General features: G+C 70.1%; 14 protein-coding genes. 8 read left to right on the forward strand and 6 right to left on the reverse strand.

Features of this window, described 5'->3' with window-relative positions; all coding sequences use genetic code 11:
• Positions 1-142: 142 nt before the first annotated feature.
• Together AB0395_RS43000 and AB0395_RS43005 are read left to right on the forward strand one after the other, a co-directional pair.
• Complete coding sequence (locus AB0395_RS43000) at positions 143-1,729, forward strand: FadD3 family acyl-CoA ligase (protein ID WP_366292484.1); 1,587 nt, start codon at positions 143-145, stop codon at positions 1,727-1,729.
• A gap of 298 nt (positions 1,730-2,027) precedes the next feature.
• Positions 2,028-3,605, forward strand: a complete 1,578-nt coding sequence (locus AB0395_RS43005; protein WP_366292486.1) for an FAD-dependent oxidoreductase — start codon at positions 2,028-2,030, stop codon at positions 3,603-3,605.
• 205 nt (positions 3,606-3,810) lie between these two features.
• Here the strand turns inward: AB0395_RS43005 and AB0395_RS43010 are convergent, their stop codons facing one another.
• Together AB0395_RS43010 and AB0395_RS43015 are read right to left on the reverse strand one after the other, a co-directional pair.
• Positions 3,811-4,593 (reverse strand): 2-keto-4-pentenoate hydratase, encoded by a 783-nt coding sequence (locus tag AB0395_RS43010; RefSeq protein WP_366292488.1) that lies wholly within the window; start codon positions 4,591-4,593, stop codon positions 3,811-3,813.
• Positions 4,594-4,719: 126 nt separating this feature from the next.
• Positions 4,720-5,586, reverse strand: a complete 867-nt coding sequence (locus AB0395_RS43015; protein ID WP_366292491.1) for a methyltransferase domain-containing protein — start codon at positions 5,584-5,586, stop codon at positions 4,720-4,722.
• A 48-nt stretch (positions 5,587-5,634) separates the two neighbouring features.
• Here AB0395_RS43015 and AB0395_RS43020 point away from each other — a divergent pair, with 48 nt between their 5' ends.
• On the forward strand, positions 5,635-6,210 hold the full coding sequence (locus tag AB0395_RS43020; protein WP_366292493.1) for a helix-turn-helix domain-containing protein: 576 nt from the start codon (positions 5,635-5,637) through the stop codon (positions 6,208-6,210).
• A 61-nt stretch (positions 6,211-6,271) separates the two neighbouring features.
• Here the strand turns inward: AB0395_RS43020 and AB0395_RS43025 are convergent, their stop codons facing one another.
• Complete coding sequence (locus AB0395_RS43025) at positions 6,272-7,174, reverse strand: SDR family oxidoreductase (protein WP_366292496.1); 903 nt, start codon at positions 7,172-7,174, stop codon at positions 6,272-6,274.
• Positions 7,175-7,308: 134 nt separating this feature from the next.
• Between AB0395_RS43025 and AB0395_RS43030 the strand changes: the two genes are divergently transcribed.
• The 5 genes from AB0395_RS43030 (at position 7,309) to AB0395_RS43050 (ending at position 13,165) form a co-directional block, all read left to right on the forward strand.
• On the forward strand, positions 7,309-8,058 hold the full coding sequence (locus tag AB0395_RS43030; RefSeq protein ID WP_366292499.1) for an enoyl-CoA hydratase family protein: 750 nt from the start codon (positions 7,309-7,311) through the stop codon (positions 8,056-8,058).
• Entirely contained in the window at positions 8,055-8,933 is an 879-nt protein-coding gene (locus AB0395_RS43035; RefSeq protein ID WP_366292502.1) for a CoA-transferase, read from the forward strand. The genes AB0395_RS43030 and AB0395_RS43035 overlap by 4 nt, the downstream gene beginning before the upstream one ends.
• On the forward strand, positions 8,930-9,682 hold the full coding sequence (locus AB0395_RS43040; protein WP_366292505.1) for a CoA-transferase: 753 nt from the start codon (positions 8,930-8,932) through the stop codon (positions 9,680-9,682). Before AB0395_RS43035 ends, AB0395_RS43040 begins: the two co-directional genes overlap by 4 nt.
• Positions 9,683-9,793: 111 nt before the next feature.
• Complete coding sequence (locus AB0395_RS43045) at positions 9,794-10,858, forward strand: nitronate monooxygenase (RefSeq protein WP_366292508.1); 1,065 nt, start codon at positions 9,794-9,796, stop codon at positions 10,856-10,858.
• A gap of 216 nt (positions 10,859-11,074) precedes the next feature.
• On the forward strand, positions 11,075-13,165 hold the full coding sequence (locus AB0395_RS43050) for a M4 family metallopeptidase (protein WP_366292511.1): 2,091 nt from the start codon (positions 11,075-11,077) through the stop codon (positions 13,163-13,165).
• 82 nt (positions 13,166-13,247) lie between these two features.
• Here the strand turns inward: AB0395_RS43050 and AB0395_RS43055 are convergent, their stop codons facing one another.
• The 3 genes from AB0395_RS43055 to AB0395_RS43065 form a co-directional block, all read right to left on the reverse strand.
• Positions 13,248-14,315: a nucleotide disphospho-sugar-binding domain-containing protein gene (locus AB0395_RS43055; RefSeq protein ID WP_366292514.1), complete on the reverse strand. Its 1,068-nt coding sequence runs from the start codon at positions 14,313-14,315 to the stop codon at positions 13,248-13,250.
• Between the two features lie 281 nt (positions 14,316-14,596).
• Complete coding sequence (locus tag AB0395_RS43060; RefSeq protein WP_366292517.1) at positions 14,597-16,525, reverse strand: BTAD domain-containing putative transcriptional regulator; 1,929 nt, start codon at positions 16,523-16,525, stop codon at positions 14,597-14,599.
• A 271-nt stretch (positions 16,526-16,796) separates the two neighbouring features.
• On the reverse strand, positions 16,797-17,223 hold a 427-nt coding region (locus tag AB0395_RS43065; protein WP_366292520.1), incomplete at its 5' end, for a VCBS repeat-containing protein.

Consider the following 17,223-nt stretch of genomic DNA (forward strand, 5'->3'; position numbering starts at 1 on the left):
GGCCCGGCGGCGAGGGTGGAGCCGATCGTGCGGGTGGCGGCTTGGTCATCGCCGCCGCCGAACACATTGCCGAAACCTGCGGCGTCGTGCCGCGTTTCCTCCCGGCCCTGAAGGACCGGGTCTCCACGCTTAAGGAGTTTCAATGAGCAAGCAGCACGCATTGACGATTCCCGGCGTACTGGAACGCGCAGTCCGCGACTTCCCGAACGCCGAGGCTCTCGTCGACGGTCCGGTTCGGCTGACCTACTCCGAGCTGGACGAGCGGGTCCGCGCGGTGACGAGAGCCTTCGTCGCCTCCGGCGTCGCGAAGGGGGACAGGATCGCGATCTGGGCGCCCAACGGCCCGCGGTGGGTGGTGACCGCGCTGGGCGCGCTCTGCGCCGGAGCGGTCCTGGTGCCGATCAACACCCGTTACAAGGGCGACGAGGCGCGCTGGCCGCTCGCCGGGAGCGGCGCGCGGATGCTCTTCGTCGAGGACGGCTTCCTCGGCAACGGCTACCTGGCCATGCTGGGGGTGGGCACCGGTGACGGGGACGGGCCGCTCGTGCCGGGCCTGCCCTCCCTCGGAACCGTGGTCACGTTCGACGCCGCGGACGGCCGCGGTGTGACGGGCTGGGCGGAGTTCCTGGCCAGGGGAGCCCTGGTGCCCGATGAGGAGGCGCTGGCGCGTTCTGCGTCGGTGACCCCGGACGACGTCGCGGACGTGTTGTTCACCTCCGGCACGACGGGCAGGCCCAAGGGAGCCATGTGCACGCACGGCCAGAATGTCCGGACCTACGAGGCGTGGTGCGGCCGGACCGGGGTCGCAGAGGGCGACCGGTATCTCATCGTCAACCCGCTCTTCCACTGTTTCGGCTACAAGGCGGGGGTGCTCGCCTGCCTGATGCGCGGGGTCACGATGGTGCTCCAGCCGGTGTTCGAGGTGGAGGAGACGATGCGGTTGGTCGAGGCCGAGCGGATCACCGTCCTGCCGGGGGCGCCGACCGTCTACACCTCGATGCTCGACGCGCCGCGCCGTCCCCGGTTCGACCTGTCGTCGCTGCGCCTGGCCGTGACGGGCTCGTCGACGGTGCCCATCGCCCTGGTACGGCGGATGCGGGCCGAGCTGTTCCCGCAGGTGATCACCGCCTACGGGCTCACCGAGTCGTGCGGCACGGTCACCTCGTGCTCCCTCCAGGACGACGACGCGACCGTGGCCACCACCTCGGGAAAGCCCATCGAGGGGGTCGAGGTGAAACTGGTCGACGGCCACGGCGACCCGGTACCGGCCGGACAGGACGGCGAGATCCTCGTCCGGGGCCACAACGTGATGCTGGGCTACCTCGACGACGAGAAGGCGACGGCCGAGACGGTCAGGGACGGCTGGCTGTTCACCGGCGACCTCGGCCGCCTCGACGAACGGGGCAACCTGACGATCACCGGACGTTCGAAGGACATGTTCGTGGTCGGCGGTTTCAACGTCTACCCGGCCGAGATCGAGCAGGTGCTCGCCCAGCACGACGGAGTCGCGGAGGCCGCCGTCGTCGGTGTCTCCGACGCGCGGCTCGGCGAGGTCGGCAGAGCCTACGTCACGGTCCGCCCGGGGGCCGATCTCACCCCGGAGACGCTCATCGCCTACTGCCGGGGCAGGCTCGCCAACTTCAAGGTGCCGCGCGAGGTCGTCGTCGTGGCCGAATTCCCGCGCAACGCGAGCGGCAAAATACAGAAAACCCAGCTTCTGAGGACCTGACGACGGATTCCGCGCGGCCCGGCTCCGGGCCGCACGAGTTACCACCCCTGTTTCTCGGCCCGCCGAGCACCGGGGGCCGAGCCTCAAAAGCGCGCAGCGCATAATACGCGACGGCTGCCATGAGGCATGACAGGAGCGCTACATTCAAATGTCAATGTTGGTCATCCAGAAAGTAAGTATGAAAGGGGAGTCCCATGTAACATCCTCCGCAATTGGTGGATACTTCCCCAAACCCGATGCACCCACCCCCTGTATTGGAGGGCACATGCACGGTGACCCATTAACACGCCGGGCGTTCGTGAACCTGGTCGGCCGCGCCGGTGGCGTGGGAGCCGCGTACGGGACGCTGACGGCGATGGGGCTGCTACCCGTGCCGGAGGCCTATGCCGGTCGGCCGGACCTCACCCAGCGCGGCGGTGGGCGGGGCGTCAAGGTCGCGGTGATCGGCGCCGGTATCTCCGGCATGGTCGCCGCGCTCGAACTCTCGGCCGCGCAATACGAGGTGCGGGTCTTCGAGGCGCAGGACCGAGTCGGTGGCCGAATCAGGACCTACCGCGGCGGAGACACCGTTGTCGAGAACGGTTCGACCCAGCCTGTCAACTGGGACCGGGATCCGCGCCTCTACTTCAATGCGGGACCCGCGCGGATACCTCATCATCACGAGGCGATTCTCGGGTACTGCCGCGATCTGGGAGTCCCTCTGCAGGTGATTGTCAATGACAATCGCAATGCCTATTTTCACGATACCGAGGCGTTCGGCGGACAGCCGCAGCGCGCTCGCCGTGTGATCAACGATACGCGGGGAGCGGTCGCGGAACTCGCGGCGCGCGCACTCCGTCACGACCTGGACCGTCGGATCTCGGAAGAGGATCTCGCCCGTGTGCGTGACTTCGTCCAGACTCTCGGCGGGCTCGACGAGGATTACCGGTACCGCGGGTCGTCGAGTGCCGGGTACGCGGAGCCGCCGGGAGGACCCACGCCGGGCCGCGTTCTTGAGCCGCTCGACCTCGTCGAGATCGCCAAAGGCACGACGATGCCGTGGCGCGTGATATTCGGTGAGCGTTACGACCAGCAGGCTACCGTCATGGAGCCGACAGGCGGCATGGACGCCGTCGCGCGCGCCTTCCACCAGCGGACCCGGCAGTTCATCACGCTCAACGCGCAGGTGACGAAGCTCCAGCGGTCGGGGTCCGGTGCTCGTGTCACCTGGCGTGACCGTGTCACCCGGCGAGTGCAGGCCTGGGAGGCCGATCATGTGATCGTGACGGTTCCCCTGCCGGTCGTCGGCGCCATCGACAGCGATTTCTCGCCCAAGGTGAAATGGGCCGTGGAAGCGGGCGCCAACCTCTACATCCCCGCTGTCAAGGTCGCGTTTCAGTCGGAGCGACGATGGTGGGAGCAGGATCATCAGATCTACGGCGGCATCTCATGGACCAACCGCGACATCACCCAGATGTGGTACCCGAGTTCGGATATTCACGGACGCAAAGGCATCCTTGTCGGCTCCTATATCTGGACGAGTGACATCGGGAGGTCCTTCTCGGCGATGACCCCCGCGCAGCGCGCCGCCGCGGCGATCGCCGACGGCGAGCACCTGTTCCCCGGCTACCGTGGTCTGGTTCAGCGCCCCGTCTCCGTCGCATGGTCCAATGTGCCGTTCCAGGGCGGAGCGTGGGCCGAGTGGGGTGACGACCCGGACGCGCGCCGCGACGTCTACCCCGTGCTTCTGCCGCCGGACGGGCCGTACTGGTTCGCGGGCGAGCACATGAGCCACATCAACGGCTGGCAGGAAGGCTCCATCCGTGCGACGCATCACGTCCTCCAGGGCATCCAGGCACGAGTCGCCTCCAAGCAGGCCGAGACCCACCCTGATTAGCGCGCAGCCCCGGAACCTCCCGGCTCTCCTTCGTGCGCCCGTGCTTCAGGCTGTGATCGCCGTGGGCCTCTGCCGAGTCGGTGACCGGGCACACCGGCTCGTTGCCCTCGCCCTCATCCTGGTCGAGCGTCACGAATGGACGACATCCCGGGCCGGCAAGGCGACGTCGTGAGCGGCGCCGGCATGGCTGCCCTGCCGTACACCCTCAAGTGAAGCTCAGTGAGACCGAGCCGAGGCCGGTGAAGTCGGCGGTGAAGGTCTGGCCCGCGGCCACGTCGATCGCGCGGGTGCAGGAGCCGGGCAGGATCACGTGCCCGGCGCGCAGCCGTACGCCGAAGCCCGCGACCTTGCGCGCCAGCCAGGCGACGGAGGTGACCGGGTTGCCGAGTACGGCGTCGGAGCGGCCCTGGGCGACGACCTCGCCGTCACGGCGGAGGGTGGCGACGATGCCGGTCAGGTCGAGCCCCTCCGGCGAGATGCCCTCCCCGATCACGTAACCGGCGGAGGAGGCGTTGTCGGCGATGGTGTCGGCCAGCCCGATCCGCCAGTCGCGGATTCTGCTGTCGATGAGTTCGAGGGCGGGCACCACACGGGCGGTCGCCGCGAGCACGTCCGTCTCGGTGCATCCGTCGCCTGGCAGATCGTCGCCGAGCACGAAGCCGACCTCGACCTCGACCCGGGGGTAGCAGTAGCGCCCCACCGGCACCGGGACGTCCTCGCGCAGGGCCATGTCGTCCAGCAGGTGACCGTAGTCGGGCTCGTCGACGCCCATCATCTCCTGCATCGCCTTGGACGACAGCCCCACCTTGTGGCCGTGCACGACGGCCCCCGCGGTGAGCCGGCGGCCGATGTTGACGAGCTGGATCTCGTAGGCGTCGACCACGTCGATGCCGTCGAAGGTTTCGGTGAGCGGTGCGATCGGCGCACGGTCGAGTTCGGCCGTCAGCAGCCTGTCGGCTGCCTCACGGCGTCGGTCCTGGGTGAGCATGCGGTGACGCTAACGCGGGCTCACCCGCTTCGACCTTCTCGTTTCCCGCTCACCGGGAGGAGACGCGTCGGACACCGCCACGACGTCGAGGCCGCGGGCACGACCACGCGGCCACCGGCCCGCCGGTCACGGCCTTCTGGCCATCCACACGGTCCTTGTGGCGCGGACGGTGAGGTCGTCGCGACGCAGGACGCTGCCGGGGCCGTCGTCGTCGACGAGGATGTCGAGCGTGGCCAGATCGTCGGCGCTCATCCGGTCGCCGAGGCCGGAGCGGATGCGCCGCAGGGTCGCCTGGGCGTAACGGCCGGTCGAGGCGGGGAGCGGAGGCTTCAGGTCGATGGCGAAGGTCCGCTCGGCCTCGACGGCGAAGCCGGCTCCGGCCAGGCGCGCGCCCCAGCCGGAGTCGAGATGCGGCAGCCGGTCGGCCAGTGTCTCGGCCAGGAGGGCGCGGCAGCGCGCTTCGAGTCCGGGCCTGCCGAGGCCGAGGTCGTCGGGCAGGAAACGCGGCAACGGGAGGGAGTCCATTTCGAGCACGGCCAGGAGCCCGCCGGGGCGCAGCGAGGAGAAGACCTCGGTGAGGACGCGGTCGGGATCCGCCATGTGGTGGAGGGAGGCGGACGCCCAGGCCAGCTCGACGGTGCCGACGGCCGGCCACGCCACGTCCAGGTCCGCCTGGACGGTGCGGACCCGGTGGTCCATGCCCAGATCGCGAGCTTTGCCGCCGAGGCGGTGCAACATGTGCTCGTCGACGTCCAGGGCGATCCCGTCGGCCTCCTCGAAGCGCCGGAGCAGGGTCAGGATGCCTGCTCCGGTTCCGCTGCCCAGGTCGAGGATCCGGCGGGGAGGCAGATCCGAGGTCAGCTCGTGGATCCAGGCCGTCACCTCGGACAGGTACGAGTGCAGGACCTCCGCCTCCAGGTCCAGGAGCTCGGCCATGGCCGCCCCGTCGTGCTCGGCTGCGGAGTGCTGGTGATGATGGTGGTGATTTCCCATGGTTGGAACCCTATGGGGAGCTTGCGCCATTGACATACCATCTTGCGTATGAAGCAAGACGGAGACCTCGACGGCCTGGTGCGCAAGCGGATCAGGGGACTGCGCGTGGCCCAGGGCTGGTCGCTCGACGATCTGGCCGCCCGGTGCTACCTGAGCCCCTCCACGCTGAGCCGCATCGAGACGGGCCATCGGCGGATCAGCCTCGACCAGCTCAGCTCGATCGCCAGGGCGTTGGGCACCAGCATCGACCAACTGGTCGAGGCCGTCGACGACGAGGACGTGGTGATCAGGCCGCGGCACGACGCGTCGAGGGGGGTGACCACCTGGATGCTGAGCCGGCAGAGCGGGCCGCACGACGTGACCGTGGCCAAGATGCGCATCACCAAACCGGTCCGGCGCGGCGTCGACGAGCTGAAGGTTCATCCCGGAAGGGACTGGTTCACGGTCCTGTCGGGAACCCTCACACTGCTGCTCGGGGAGCGGACCATCAGGGTCGAGGCCGGCCAGGCGGCCGAGTTCTCCACCATGATCCCCCACGCCTTCGGGACCGACGACGGCCCGGCGGAGATACTGTGCGTCCTCGATCACGAGGGGCAACGCACCCATCTCCGCGAGCTGACATGACACCGGCCGCCGCGCCCGGGGAAAGCGCCGCGACCGGTGCCTCGCCGGGCCCGCGGCCGGGTCAGGCGCCGTAGACGGGCTCCGGCGGGGTGGTCTCGCGCAGCAGGCCGGCGATCTCGGGGCCGAGGTCGGCGGCGTTCCAGCGGGCACCGATGTCGGAGGACGGCCCGTGCCGGAAGCCCTCCATCACACAGATCTTTCCCCCCTCGACCTCGAAGACCCGCCCGGTCACGTCCCGGGACTCGGTTGAGCCGAGCCAGGCGACCAGCGGGGAGACGTTCTCCGGCGCCATCGCGTCGAAGGCGCCCTCCTGCGGGGCCGCCATCGTGGCCGCGAACACCTGCTCGGTCATCCTGGTGCGGGCGGCGGGGGCGATCGCGTTGACGGTCACGCCGTACCGGCCCAGCTCGGCGGCGGCGACCAGGGTGAGACCCACGATGCCCGCCTTGGCCGCGGAGTAGTTGCCCTGCCCCACGCTGCCGAGCAGGCCCGCTCCGGACGAGGTGTTGATCACCCGGGCGTCCACCGGGCGGCCCGCCTTCACCTCGGCCCGCCAGTGCAGCCCGGCGTGCTTCAGCGGCAGGAAGTGGCCCTTGAGGTGGACACGCATCACCGCGTCCCACTCCTCCTCCGACATGTTCACCAGCATGCGGTCGCGCAGGAATCCGGCGTTGTTGACCAGCACGTCCAGGCCGCCGAAGGCCTTCAGCGCGGTGGAGACCAGCCGCCGCGCCCCGCCGTCCGTCGCGATGTCCGAGCCGTCGGCGACCGCCTCCCCGCCCAGCGCGCGGATCTCCGCGGCCACCTCCTGGGCGGGCCCCTCGGAGTCGCCCTCGCCGGCCGCGCTCACGCCGAGGTCGTTGACCACGACCTTGGCGCCCTGCCTGGCGAACTCCAGGGCGTGCGCGCGGCCGAGGCCGCGTCCTGCGCCGGTCACGATGACGACGCGGTCCTTGCAGATCATTCTCAGCTCTCCTCGCTGGCGACTCGCCGCCGACGGCTCGTTGACGATGATGACGACCGGGATCCGGGGGAGGTCAGGAGGCCACCCCGTCTGCTACGTTTATTTCTAACAAATGTTTGGTGGAAAGGTAGCGTATGGGAATCTCCACCAGGAACCACGGTGGTGGCATCGCCGAGGTCGTCGTCGACGCGCCCCCGGTCAACGCGTTGACCGTCGCGGGCTGGTTCGAGCTTGCGCGGGCCGTGCGGGAGGCGGGGCGTGACCCGCGGACGCACGTCGTGGTGCTGCGCGCCGAGGGCCGGGGCTTCAACGCCGGAGTCGACATCAAGGAGATGCAGGCGAGCACGGGGCACGACGCGCTGGTCGGGGCCAACCGCGGCTGCTACGCGGCGTTCGCCGCGGTCTACGAGTGCGAGGTCCCGGTCATCGCCGCCGTGCACGGGTTCTGCCTTGGCGGCGGCGTCGGCCTGGCGGGCAACGCCGACATCGTGGTCGCCGCTGAGGACGCCTACTTCGGCCTGCCCGAGGTCGACAGGGGAGCGCTCGGCGCGGCCACGCACCTGGCCCGGCTGGTTCCCCAGCAGCTGATGCGTGCCATGGTCTACACCTGCCGCAACGTCACCGCCGCCGAGCTGCACGACTTCGGCTCGGTGCTCGAGGTCGTCCCGCGCGACCGGCTGCGCGAGGCCGCCTTCGAGGTCGCCTCCCAGATCGCGGGCAAGGACCCCTACGTCATCAGGAGGGCCAAGGAGGCGCTGAACGGCATCGACCCGATCGACGTCAAGCGCAGTTACCGCTTCGAGCAGGGTTTCACCTTCGAGCTCAACCTGATGGGCGCGGGCGACCGGCACCGCGACGCCTTCGTCTCGGAGGGAGCCCGGTGAACACGACGAACAAGACGACATCGATCGAGGAGATCGTCGGATCGCTGGAGAGCGGCATGACGATCGGGATCGGTGGCTGGGGTTCGCGGCGCAAGCCGATGGCCCTGGTCAGGGCGATCTTCCGCTCCTCGCTCACGGACCTGACCATCGTGTCGTACGGCGGGGCCGACGTGGGCCTGCTGTGCGCGGCGGGCAAGGTCCGCAAGGTGGTCGCCCCGTTCGTGACGCTCGACTCGATCCCCCTCGAACCGCACTTCAGGGCCGCCAGGCAGAGCGGGGCCATCGAGTTCGCCGAGTACGACGAGGGCATGTTCATGTTCGGCCTGCTCGCCGCCGCGCACCGGCTGCCGTTCCTGCCGACCAGGGCCGGGCTCGGCTCCGACGTCATGCGGGTCAACCCGGGGCTGCGCACGGTCCGCTCGCCGTACGACGAGACAGAGGAACTGGTCGCGGTGCCCGCGCTGACGCTGGACGTGGCGCTACTCCACCTGGACCGGGCCGACACCCGGGGCAACGGCCAGTACCTCGGCCTCGACCCGTACATGGACGACCTGTTCGCCAAGGCCGCCGCCCGCTGCTACCTGAGCTGTGAGCGACTGGTCGACCCGGGCAAGCTCGAAGGGCCGCCGCAGACCCTGCTGGTCAGCCGCATGCACGTCACCGGGGTCGTGGAGACCCCGAACGGCGGCCACTTCACCGACTGCGGCACCGCCGACGGTTCTGACGGTGGCCGCGACGAGGCGTTCCAGCGCCACTACGCGACCTCGGCGGCCGACCCGCAGGCGTGGGCGGCGTTCACCGAGCGGTTCCTTTCAGGAGACGAGATGGCCTACCAGCAGGCGGTACGGCGCTGGCATGAGGAGGAGGGACGATGAGCGCGACCCGTGCGGAGATCTGCGTCGTCGCCTGCGCGGAGGCCTGGCGCGGAGACGGGGAGATCCTGGCCGCGGCGATGGGCACCTGCTCGATTCTGGGCGCCAGGCTCGCCCGGCTCACCTTCGAGCCGGGCCTGCTGACCACCGATGGCGGTCCGCTGCTCACCGCGGAGCCGGTGCCGTTCGGAGCGCCCGCCGGTCCCGTCGAGGGATGGATGCCGTTCCGTGACCACCTGTGGCTGGTGCAGAACGGCAGGCGGCACGTGATGATGGGCGCCTCGCAGATCGACAGGCACGGCAACACCAACATCTCCGCCGTCGGCGAGTGGGCGCGGCCGACGTCGCAGCTCCTCGGTGTGCGCGGTGCCCCGGGCAACACGATCTGCAACCCGACCAGCTACTGGATCCCCAGGCAGTCGACCCGGGTGTTCGTGCCGAAGGTGGACGTGGTCAGCGGTGTCGGCTACGACCGCGCGGCGGAGCTGGGCGCGCACGCATCCCGGTTCCACGGCCTGCGCCGGGTGGTGACCGACCTGGGAGTCTTCGACTTCGGCACCCCCGACGGCTCGATGCGGCTGGTCTCCGTCCACCCCGGGGTCGAGGTCGAGCAGGTCGTCGCGGCCACCGGCTTCGAGCTCGTCATCGACGGCGACGTGCCGGAGACCCGGCGGCCGTCCGACGAGGAGCTGCGGCTGATCCGCGAGGTGCTGGACCCGAAGGCGCTGCGGGACAGGGAGGTCCGGGCATGACCGCGGCGTTCCGCCCGAGGGCCTTCCACGACGGAGGGCCGGGGGGACGGAGAGGTCCGGGCATGATGGAGACGTTCCCGCAGAAGGCACCGTGCGACGGGAGGCGCTGACATGACCGATCAGAAGCTGGACACCCCGCTGACCAGGCTCACCGGAGTCCGCCACCCCGTCGTGCAGACCGGCATGGGCTGGGTCGCGGGCCCCCGGCTGGTCTCGGCCGTGGCGAACGCGGGCGGCCTGGGCATCCTCGCCTCGGCCACGATGACCCTCCCTCAGCTCGCCGGCGCGATCGAGGAGGTCCGCTCGCGCACCGACGCCCCCTTCGGGGTCAACCTGCGCGCGGACGCCTCCGACGCGGGCGAGCGCATCGACCTGCTGATCAGGCACCGGGTGAAGGTCGCCTCGTTCGCCCTCGCCCCCCGCCAGGAGCTGATCGCCAGGCTGAAGGACGCCGGGATCGTGGTCATCCCGTCGGTCGGGGCACGCCGCCACGCGGAGAAGGTCGCGGCGTGGGGCGCGGACGCGGTGCTCGTCCAGGGCGGCGAGGGCGGCGGTCACACCGGAGCTGTGGCGACCACCCTGCTGCTGCCCCAGGTGGTCGACGCGGTCGACATCCCGGTGATCGCCGCGGGAGGCTTCTTCGACGGCCGTGGCCTGGCCGCCGCCCTCGCGTACGGCGCGGCGGGGGTGGCCATGGGCACCCGGTTCCTGCTCACCTCCGACAGCTCGGTGCCCGACGCCGTCAAGCGGACCTATCTCGGCACCTCGGAGACCGTGGTCACCCGGCAGGTCGACGGCATGCCGCACCGGGTGCTGCGCACGCCGCTGGTGAACGCGCTGGAACGCTCGAACGGCCTGTCCAGGCTGACTCGCGCGGTGCGCAACGCCGCCGGGTTCCGCCGCATCTCCGGCATGTCATGGGCCGCCATGATCCGCGACGGCCTGGCGATGAAACACGGCAAGGAGCTCACCTGGTCCCAGGTCCTCATGGCGGCCAACACGCCCATGCTGCTCAAGGCGGCGATGGTGGACGGCAGACCGGACCTCGGTGTGATGGCCTCGGGCCAGGTGGTCGCCCTCATCGACGACCTGCCCTCCTGCGAGGAGCTGATCGACGCCGTCGTCACCCAGGCGGCGGACGTTCTGCGCGGCCTCGGCGCCAACCTGGTCTCCTGAGGCACCTCGCCCGGCCCGGGGACCCGCTCGCGGCACGCCGTTCCGCCGCGTGTCTCTAAAGAGGCATAACGCCGTCGCATGGCAAGGTGTTAGCTACTCGTATCCGATCTTCGATGCCACCTTGAGGTGAGCCCGGCCCGTCCGGCTCCTGGTCTCCTCCCCCCAGGACCCCAAGAGGAGTCATCGACAGTGAGATCGAACAGCAGAACGCGTACCGTGGCGTTACTCGCGGCGGGGACGCTGGCGGCCGGCACGCTGTACGCGGCCCCGCCCGCCTCCGCCTCTCCCGGCCGCCTTGCGGCTGTCACCGCGTCGCCGCCGAACCCGTCGGCGGCCCAGGTGGCGGGTGCGGCGTCCCCCGCTCCGTACGCGCCCCCCGACGAGCGCGCCCGTGCCCGCGCGCTCGCCACCGCCGACCGGATCCTCACCGACCGGGCCGACGCCCTCCACACCGGCGACGGCGACACCTTTGAGCGCCCGGCCGTCGCCTTCGGCCCGCGCGGCCTGCAGTACCTGACCTACAAGCGCCTATATCGGGGACTGCCGGTCTTCGGCGGTGACGTGATCGTCGCCACCGACCGCGGCGGCGCCGCGGTCACCGCCGCGGTGACCGGCCAGCGCAGTGGCCTCGACGGTGTCGAGACCACGCCGGTCGTCACCGCGGAGCGGGCCCGCGTCATCGCGCGGGACCTGCTGACCTCCGTCACCGGCCAGAGCGCGCCACGCCTTACGGTGCACGCCGCCGGTGTCCGTCCCCGTCTGACCTGGGAGAGCGTTGTCACCGGCGCCTCGACGGACGGCCAGGCCAGGCTCCACGTGTACGTCGACGCCCGTGACGGCTCGATCGTCGACCGGTGGGACGATGTGCGCCACGGCGTCGGCCACAGCTACTACAACGGCGACCCCGTCCACATCGACACCTCAGGCTCGCCCGGCGCCTACACCCTCATCGACCCGGTTCGCCCCGGCCTCAGGTGCAGCAGGGTCGACAACGTTCCCATCGACGGCGCCGACGACGACTGGGGGAACGCCTCGCCCACCGACATGGAGACCAGCTGCGTCGACTCCCTTTTCGCGGCGCAGCACGAATGGGACATGCTGCGCGAGTGGCTGGGCCGCGACGGCTTCGACGGCAACGGCCACGGCTTCCCGATCTTCGTCGGGAACAGGCAGCCCAACGCCACCTGGAGCGGCAGCGAGGTCGAGATCGGCCGTAACGTGGCGGGCACCAAGCTGATCGGCTCCCTGGACGTGGTCGGGCACGAGTTCGGTCATGCGATCTTCCAGTTCACCGGGAGCGGCGGTGGCGGCGGCTCCGGCGGAGGCTGGGAGGGGTACGCCCTCGACGAGTCGACCGGCGACGTCTTCGGCACGCTCACCGAGCACTACGTCAACCACCCGCCCGAGATCGACGAGCCCGACTACCTGGTGGGCGAGAAGGTCGACTTCCTCGGCCCCGGCCCGCTGCGCAACATGTACGACCCGGCCGCCCTGGGCGACAAGGCGTGCTACAGCGCGCAGCCGGACCAGGATCCCTACCAGGCCGCGGGCGTGCAGAACCACTGGTTCTACCTCCTCGCGGAAGGCAGCAACCCCGTCGGCAAACCGGCCAGCCCGGTGTGCGCGGGCGAGGGTGTGACCGGCGTGGGACTCCGCAAGGCCGCCGAGATCTTCATGAGCGGGCTCCATCTCAAGACCGCGCCCTGGACCTACGCAAAGGTCCGTCAGGCCACCGTCCAAGCCGCGCTGGCCCTGTATCCCGGATGCGAGGAGGTACGGCGGGTCAAGGCCGCCTGGGACGCCGTCACCGTCACGGCCGCCCCCGGTGAGCCCGACTGCGTGGACGACTTCTCCGTCCAGCTCGCGCCCCCCGCTTCGACCGTCGAGGCCGGGCGGGCGGCCACGACCACCCTGAGCACCACGACCACCTCGGGGGAGCGCCAGCGGGTCACCGTCTCCGCGACCGGCGCCCCGGCCGGAGTCACCGTGACGGCTCATCCCCCCGTCGTCGACACCGACAGCACCAGCGTGATCACACTCTCCACGTCCGCGAACACCCCGCCGGGCGTCTACCCGATCACCGTCACGGCCACCGGGACGGTCGCGCGTTCGGCGACCTACACCCTGACCGTCACCCCGCGCGCCGTCCCCGCGTGGAAGCCCTACACCTCTTACGCGGTGGGCGACCAGGTCACCCACAAGGGCGTCACCTACCGGTGCCGGACCCGCCATGTGTCCCTGCCGGGCTGGGAACCGCCCAGGACACCCGCCCTGTGGGTGAAGGTCCGCGCCGGCGGACCGTCCTGACATCCCCTGCCCGTCCCTGCCCACCCACGGGCGGGCCGCGTCACGCACACGGACGCGGCCCGCCCGTCACCGGGAGGCGCTCCTACAGCTTCTCCAGCTCGGGCACCAGCTCCGCCGGGGTCGGCAGGGACTCGATCTCGTTCCTGACCTCCTCGGCGACCGAGCGCAGGCCGTGGTCGGACAGCAGCGTTTCGATCGCCGACGCGTCCAGATCCTCGGCCCGCATGCTCAGCGCGCCGCCTCTGGCGCTCAACGCGTCGGCGTTGATGTTCCGGTCGGCGCCGTTGGGCAGGATGAGCTGGGGGACGCCCAGCGCGGAGCAGGTCAGCGCGGTGCCCGCGCCGCCGTGGTGGATGGCCGCGGCACTGCCGCGCAGCAGCGCGCCCAGCGGCACCCAGCCCGTCACGCGCACGTTCGGCGGAAGCTCGCCGAACTGCGAGGTGTCCTCGGCGCCCGTGGCGATCACGAAGTCGGCGTCCACCGCCCCGGCCGCCTCGATGATCCGCGTGTACTCACCGAGCCCGTGGGTCTCCGGCACCACCGTGCCCAGGGTGACCGCGATCCTGGGCCGGTCGCTCTCGCCGAGCAGCCAGTCGGGAAGCACACCGCCGCCGTTGTAGGGAACGTAGCGCATCGTCCACTTCGACGGCGGCCCCTCCAGCAGGCTGGGCGGTGCGACGTCGATCGTCTCGATCCTGTCGGGCACCTGCAGGCCGTGCCGTACGAACGCCGCGTTCGCGGGTGGCTCCTGGAAGTGCTCGGGTCTGAACCTGACGATCCCGAAGGCGTGCGCGACGCACGGCACACCCAGCTTGGCGGCGGCCAACGGGCCCGCGGTGAACATGGGGTCGTAGACCACCAGATCGGGACGGACCCGCTCGGCGAGTCTGACGTGCTCGTCGACGTAGCGGTCCCATATCGAGATGGCCAGCGGCATGAGCTTGTCCATCTCCTTGGCGGCCAGGTTCTGCGTCGAGGTGAGGTGATCGGGCACGGCCTCGGCGAGGCCGGCGACTATGTGCGCCGTGGTGAGACCGGGTACGGCGTCCAGGGTGATCAGCCCCGCGTCGCCGGCTGCCAGGCCGCTTCCCGCGGCGACGAAGGTGACCTCGTGTCCTGAGAGGCGGAAGGCCCATGCGAGTGGCACCATGGGAAACACGTGGCCGATTCCCGGAGCAGGTATGAAAAGCACGTGCATTGTCCGACAGATCCCCTCTGTCCGTTGACACCCTGTTTTCTTGACCTTGCTCTTCCGGCGTCAAGTCAATCGAACGCGATCAGGCTGATCAAGGGTTGCCCGGGAGGTTTTCCCGTGATTCCCGCCACCGGGCGCACCGGGTGCCGTCCGCGGAAACCACCCCGCCCGGTCCCGTCCCGTCCCGGCCTGGTCCGTCTCGGTCCGTGGAGCCGACGACCGCCGCGGCCCAAGGGTCACCCGGGCAGCCGGCGGGCACCGATCTCGACCAGCGACATCCAGGTGACCAGCATGCGATTGAGAGCCTCGTCGACCGGTTCGCCCGCGGCCTGTTCGGCGCCGAAGAGCTGGACCAGCTCGTGAAACCGGTAGCGCACCCGTCCGATGGCGTCGACCCCCGCCACGTCCAGCAGCCGCAGGTCCACCAGGTGCTCGACGATGTCCTCCGCGTCGTCGAGCGGGACGTCGAGCAGCGGCGCCGCCAGCCAGGATCCGAAGTCGGGCAGGTCAAGCAGGGTGAGCAGGTGGAACGCGCGCCGATGCGGATCGTCGAGCTCGGCGTAGTCGAGCCCGAGGCTCGATCTGATCGCCACGTCTCCCACGGCCAGCTCGTCCAGCCTGCGCCGCTCGTCGGACAGCCTGTCCGCCAGTGCCTGCAACGGCCAGTGCGGTCGGGCCAGCAGCTTGGCGGCCGCCGCGCGGATCGCGAGCGGGATGCCTCCGCACAATCGCGCAATGGTCGCGGCCGCCGCCGGATCGGCCGCGACCCGTTCGGGGCCGATGATCGTGCTGAGCATCTCCAGTGAGGTGTCGACGGAGAAGAAGCCCAGGTCGACCAGTTCTGCGCCCTCGAGGCCGGTCAGCCGGGATCGGCTCGTGATGATCACCAGGCACCGCGGGGACCCGGGTAACAACTTGCGGACCTGGTACTCGCCGCTGACGTTGTCCAGGACGACCACGAGGCTCCTGCCCGCGACCTTGCGCCGGTACAGCTCGACGCGGTCCTCCGTCGTGTCCGGCAGCTCGGCTCCCGACACGCCGAGCGCGCCCAGAAAGCGGCCCAGCACGTCCCGGACGCCGAGATCGCGGTCCGCCCCTCGCAGGTCGGCGAACAACTGGCCGTCTGGATAGTCGTCCCGCAGCAGATGAGCGGCGTGTACGGCGAGCGTCGACTTCCCGACCCCGCCGAACCCCGAGATCACCACCGTCGGCGTCGCCGTACGGCAGGCGGCGGCGGTGGCGTGCTCGGCGAGCCGCCGCAGGCTGTCCATCTGTTCCGCGCGTCCGATGAAGTCGCCGATGTCGGGAGGCAGGTGCCGGGGAGCGGTGTACTGCTCCACGTGCTGGTTCGGGGTGACCGCGCGCCGCCTCGTGGCAGTCGCGCCTTGGGTTTCCACGGCGGCGCGGGTGGCGGCCGCGAACGAGTCGAGCCTGCCGCGGAGCACCTGACCGTGCAGTTCCCTGAGCTTCTCACCGGGTTCGACGCCCAGTTCGTCCCGCAGACACCTGCGGCCCTCCCGGTAAACGGCCAGGGCGTCGGCCTGGCGGCCGCTTTCGTACAGCGCGCGCATCAGCAGCGCGCGGGCCTCCTCGCGCAACGGGTGCGCGGTGGTCAGCCGGGCCATGCGTGAGGCGCTCTCCGCGGCCCTGCCCTGGGCCAGCTCGCACCGTGCCAGCCCTTCTTCGACGGTCAGCCGATCCTCTTCCATGGCAGACGCCCTGGCGCGGGCGAACCTCGTGTCGACGCCGCCGAACGCGGGACCGCGCCACAGCCCGAGTGCCTGCTCGTAGTGCTGGAAGGCCTCGGAGTGGTCGCCAAGGCGTTCCGATCGCCTGGCCAGGTCGAGATGCCGGTCGTGGGTCTCCAGGTCGCTGTCGGCTCGCTCGATGTTCAGCAGGTATCCGGGGGGACGGGTGAGGAGCACCGACTGCCGTCCGACCGAGGCGAATCCCCGGCGCAGCGACGAGACGTAGGTGTGCACCAGCGCCGTGGCCGACCGAGGCGGCGACTCGTCCCAGATGAGGGCGATGAGCCGCTCGATGGACACGACCTGCCGGGGCTGCAGCGTCAACGCGACCAGCAACGCCTTGGGCTTGGCGCCACCGAGATTCACCACACGGTCGTCCGCCCGGACCTCGACCGGACCCAGCATCAGGAAGCGCATGTGACGTTCCCCATCGCATTCATGCCACAACAATGACCGCTGTCGCGGGAAACGGCACATTGTTTTTTTCCGAAGCCCCGGATCCGCGTTCGGTGAATCGGCCGCCCGCCGGTTTTCGCCCTCGGAGTTTATCTGCTCCGCCGTCGGTCCACGCAAGCCCTGACCTGCCGATCTGGCGTGCACATGAGAAAGCGTTGAAATGAAATATCCGGTTATTAATACATAAAGGTGAGCCGCCGGTTCGGCGGCCCACCTTCAGGGTTTTGAGGGTTCAGACGAGCCAGCAATTGTCCTTGGTGAAGCCGAGGCCGATGACGGTGTCGCCGTCCCAGGGCATGTGGCTGAATCCTCTTCCGTTGTGCCAGGCTTTGACGTCGCCGTTGGGCATGACCGCGGCGATGTCGGCTCTGCCGTCGCCGTCGAGATCGCCGAGCTGGAGGTTGTCGCTGGTGAAGCCGAGGCCGACGATGGTGTCGCCGTCCCAGGGCATGTGGCTGAATCCTCTTCCGTTGTGCCAGGCTTTGACGTCGCCGTTGGGCATGACGGCCATGATTTCGGCCTTTCGGTCGCCGTCGAGGTCGGCGAAGTGGAGGTTGTCCTTGGTGAAGCCGAGGCCGACGATGGTGTCGCCGTCCCAGGGCATGTGGCTGAATCCTCTTCCGTTGTGCCAGGCTTTGACGTCGCCGTTGGGCATGACG

It is taken from the genome of Streptosporangium sp. NPDC051023, assembly GCF_040689595.1.
Lineage (GTDB): Bacteria > Actinomycetota > Actinomycetes > Streptosporangiales > Streptosporangiaceae > Streptosporangium.

Excerpts from the sequence above, each read along its gene's own strand:
- AB0395_RS43000 (WP_366292484.1), top strand. The coding sequence starts at position 143 with ATGAGCAAGCAGCACGCATTGACGATTCCCGGCGTACTGGAACGCGCA.
- AB0395_RS43010 (WP_366292488.1), bottom strand. The coding sequence starts at position 4,593 with ATGCTCACCCAGGACCGACGCCGTGAGGCAGCCGACAGGCTGCTGACG.
- AB0395_RS43015 (WP_366292491.1), bottom strand. The coding sequence starts at position 5,586 with ATGGGAAATCACCACCATCATCACCAGCACTCCGCAGCCGAGCACGAC.
- AB0395_RS43020 (WP_366292493.1), top strand. The coding sequence starts at position 5,635 with ATGAAGCAAGACGGAGACCTCGACGGCCTGGTGCGCAAGCGGATCAGG.
- AB0395_RS43025 (WP_366292496.1), bottom strand. The coding sequence starts at position 7,174 with ATGATCTGCAAGGACCGCGTCGTCATCGTGACCGGCGCAGGACGCGGC.
- AB0395_RS43030 (WP_366292499.1), top strand. The coding sequence starts at position 7,309 with ATGGGAATCTCCACCAGGAACCACGGTGGTGGCATCGCCGAGGTCGTC.
- AB0395_RS43040 (WP_366292505.1), top strand. The coding sequence starts at position 8,930 with ATGAGCGCGACCCGTGCGGAGATCTGCGTCGTCGCCTGCGCGGAGGCC.
- AB0395_RS43045 (WP_366292508.1), top strand. The coding sequence starts at position 9,794 with ATGACCGATCAGAAGCTGGACACCCCGCTGACCAGGCTCACCGGAGTC.
- AB0395_RS43055 (WP_366292514.1), bottom strand. The coding sequence starts at position 14,315 with ATGGTGCCACTCGCATGGGCCTTCCGCCTCTCAGGACACGAGGTCACC.
- AB0395_RS43060 (WP_366292517.1), bottom strand. The coding sequence starts at position 16,525 with ATGCGCTTCCTGATGCTGGGTCCGGTCGAGGTCCGGGCGGACGACCGT.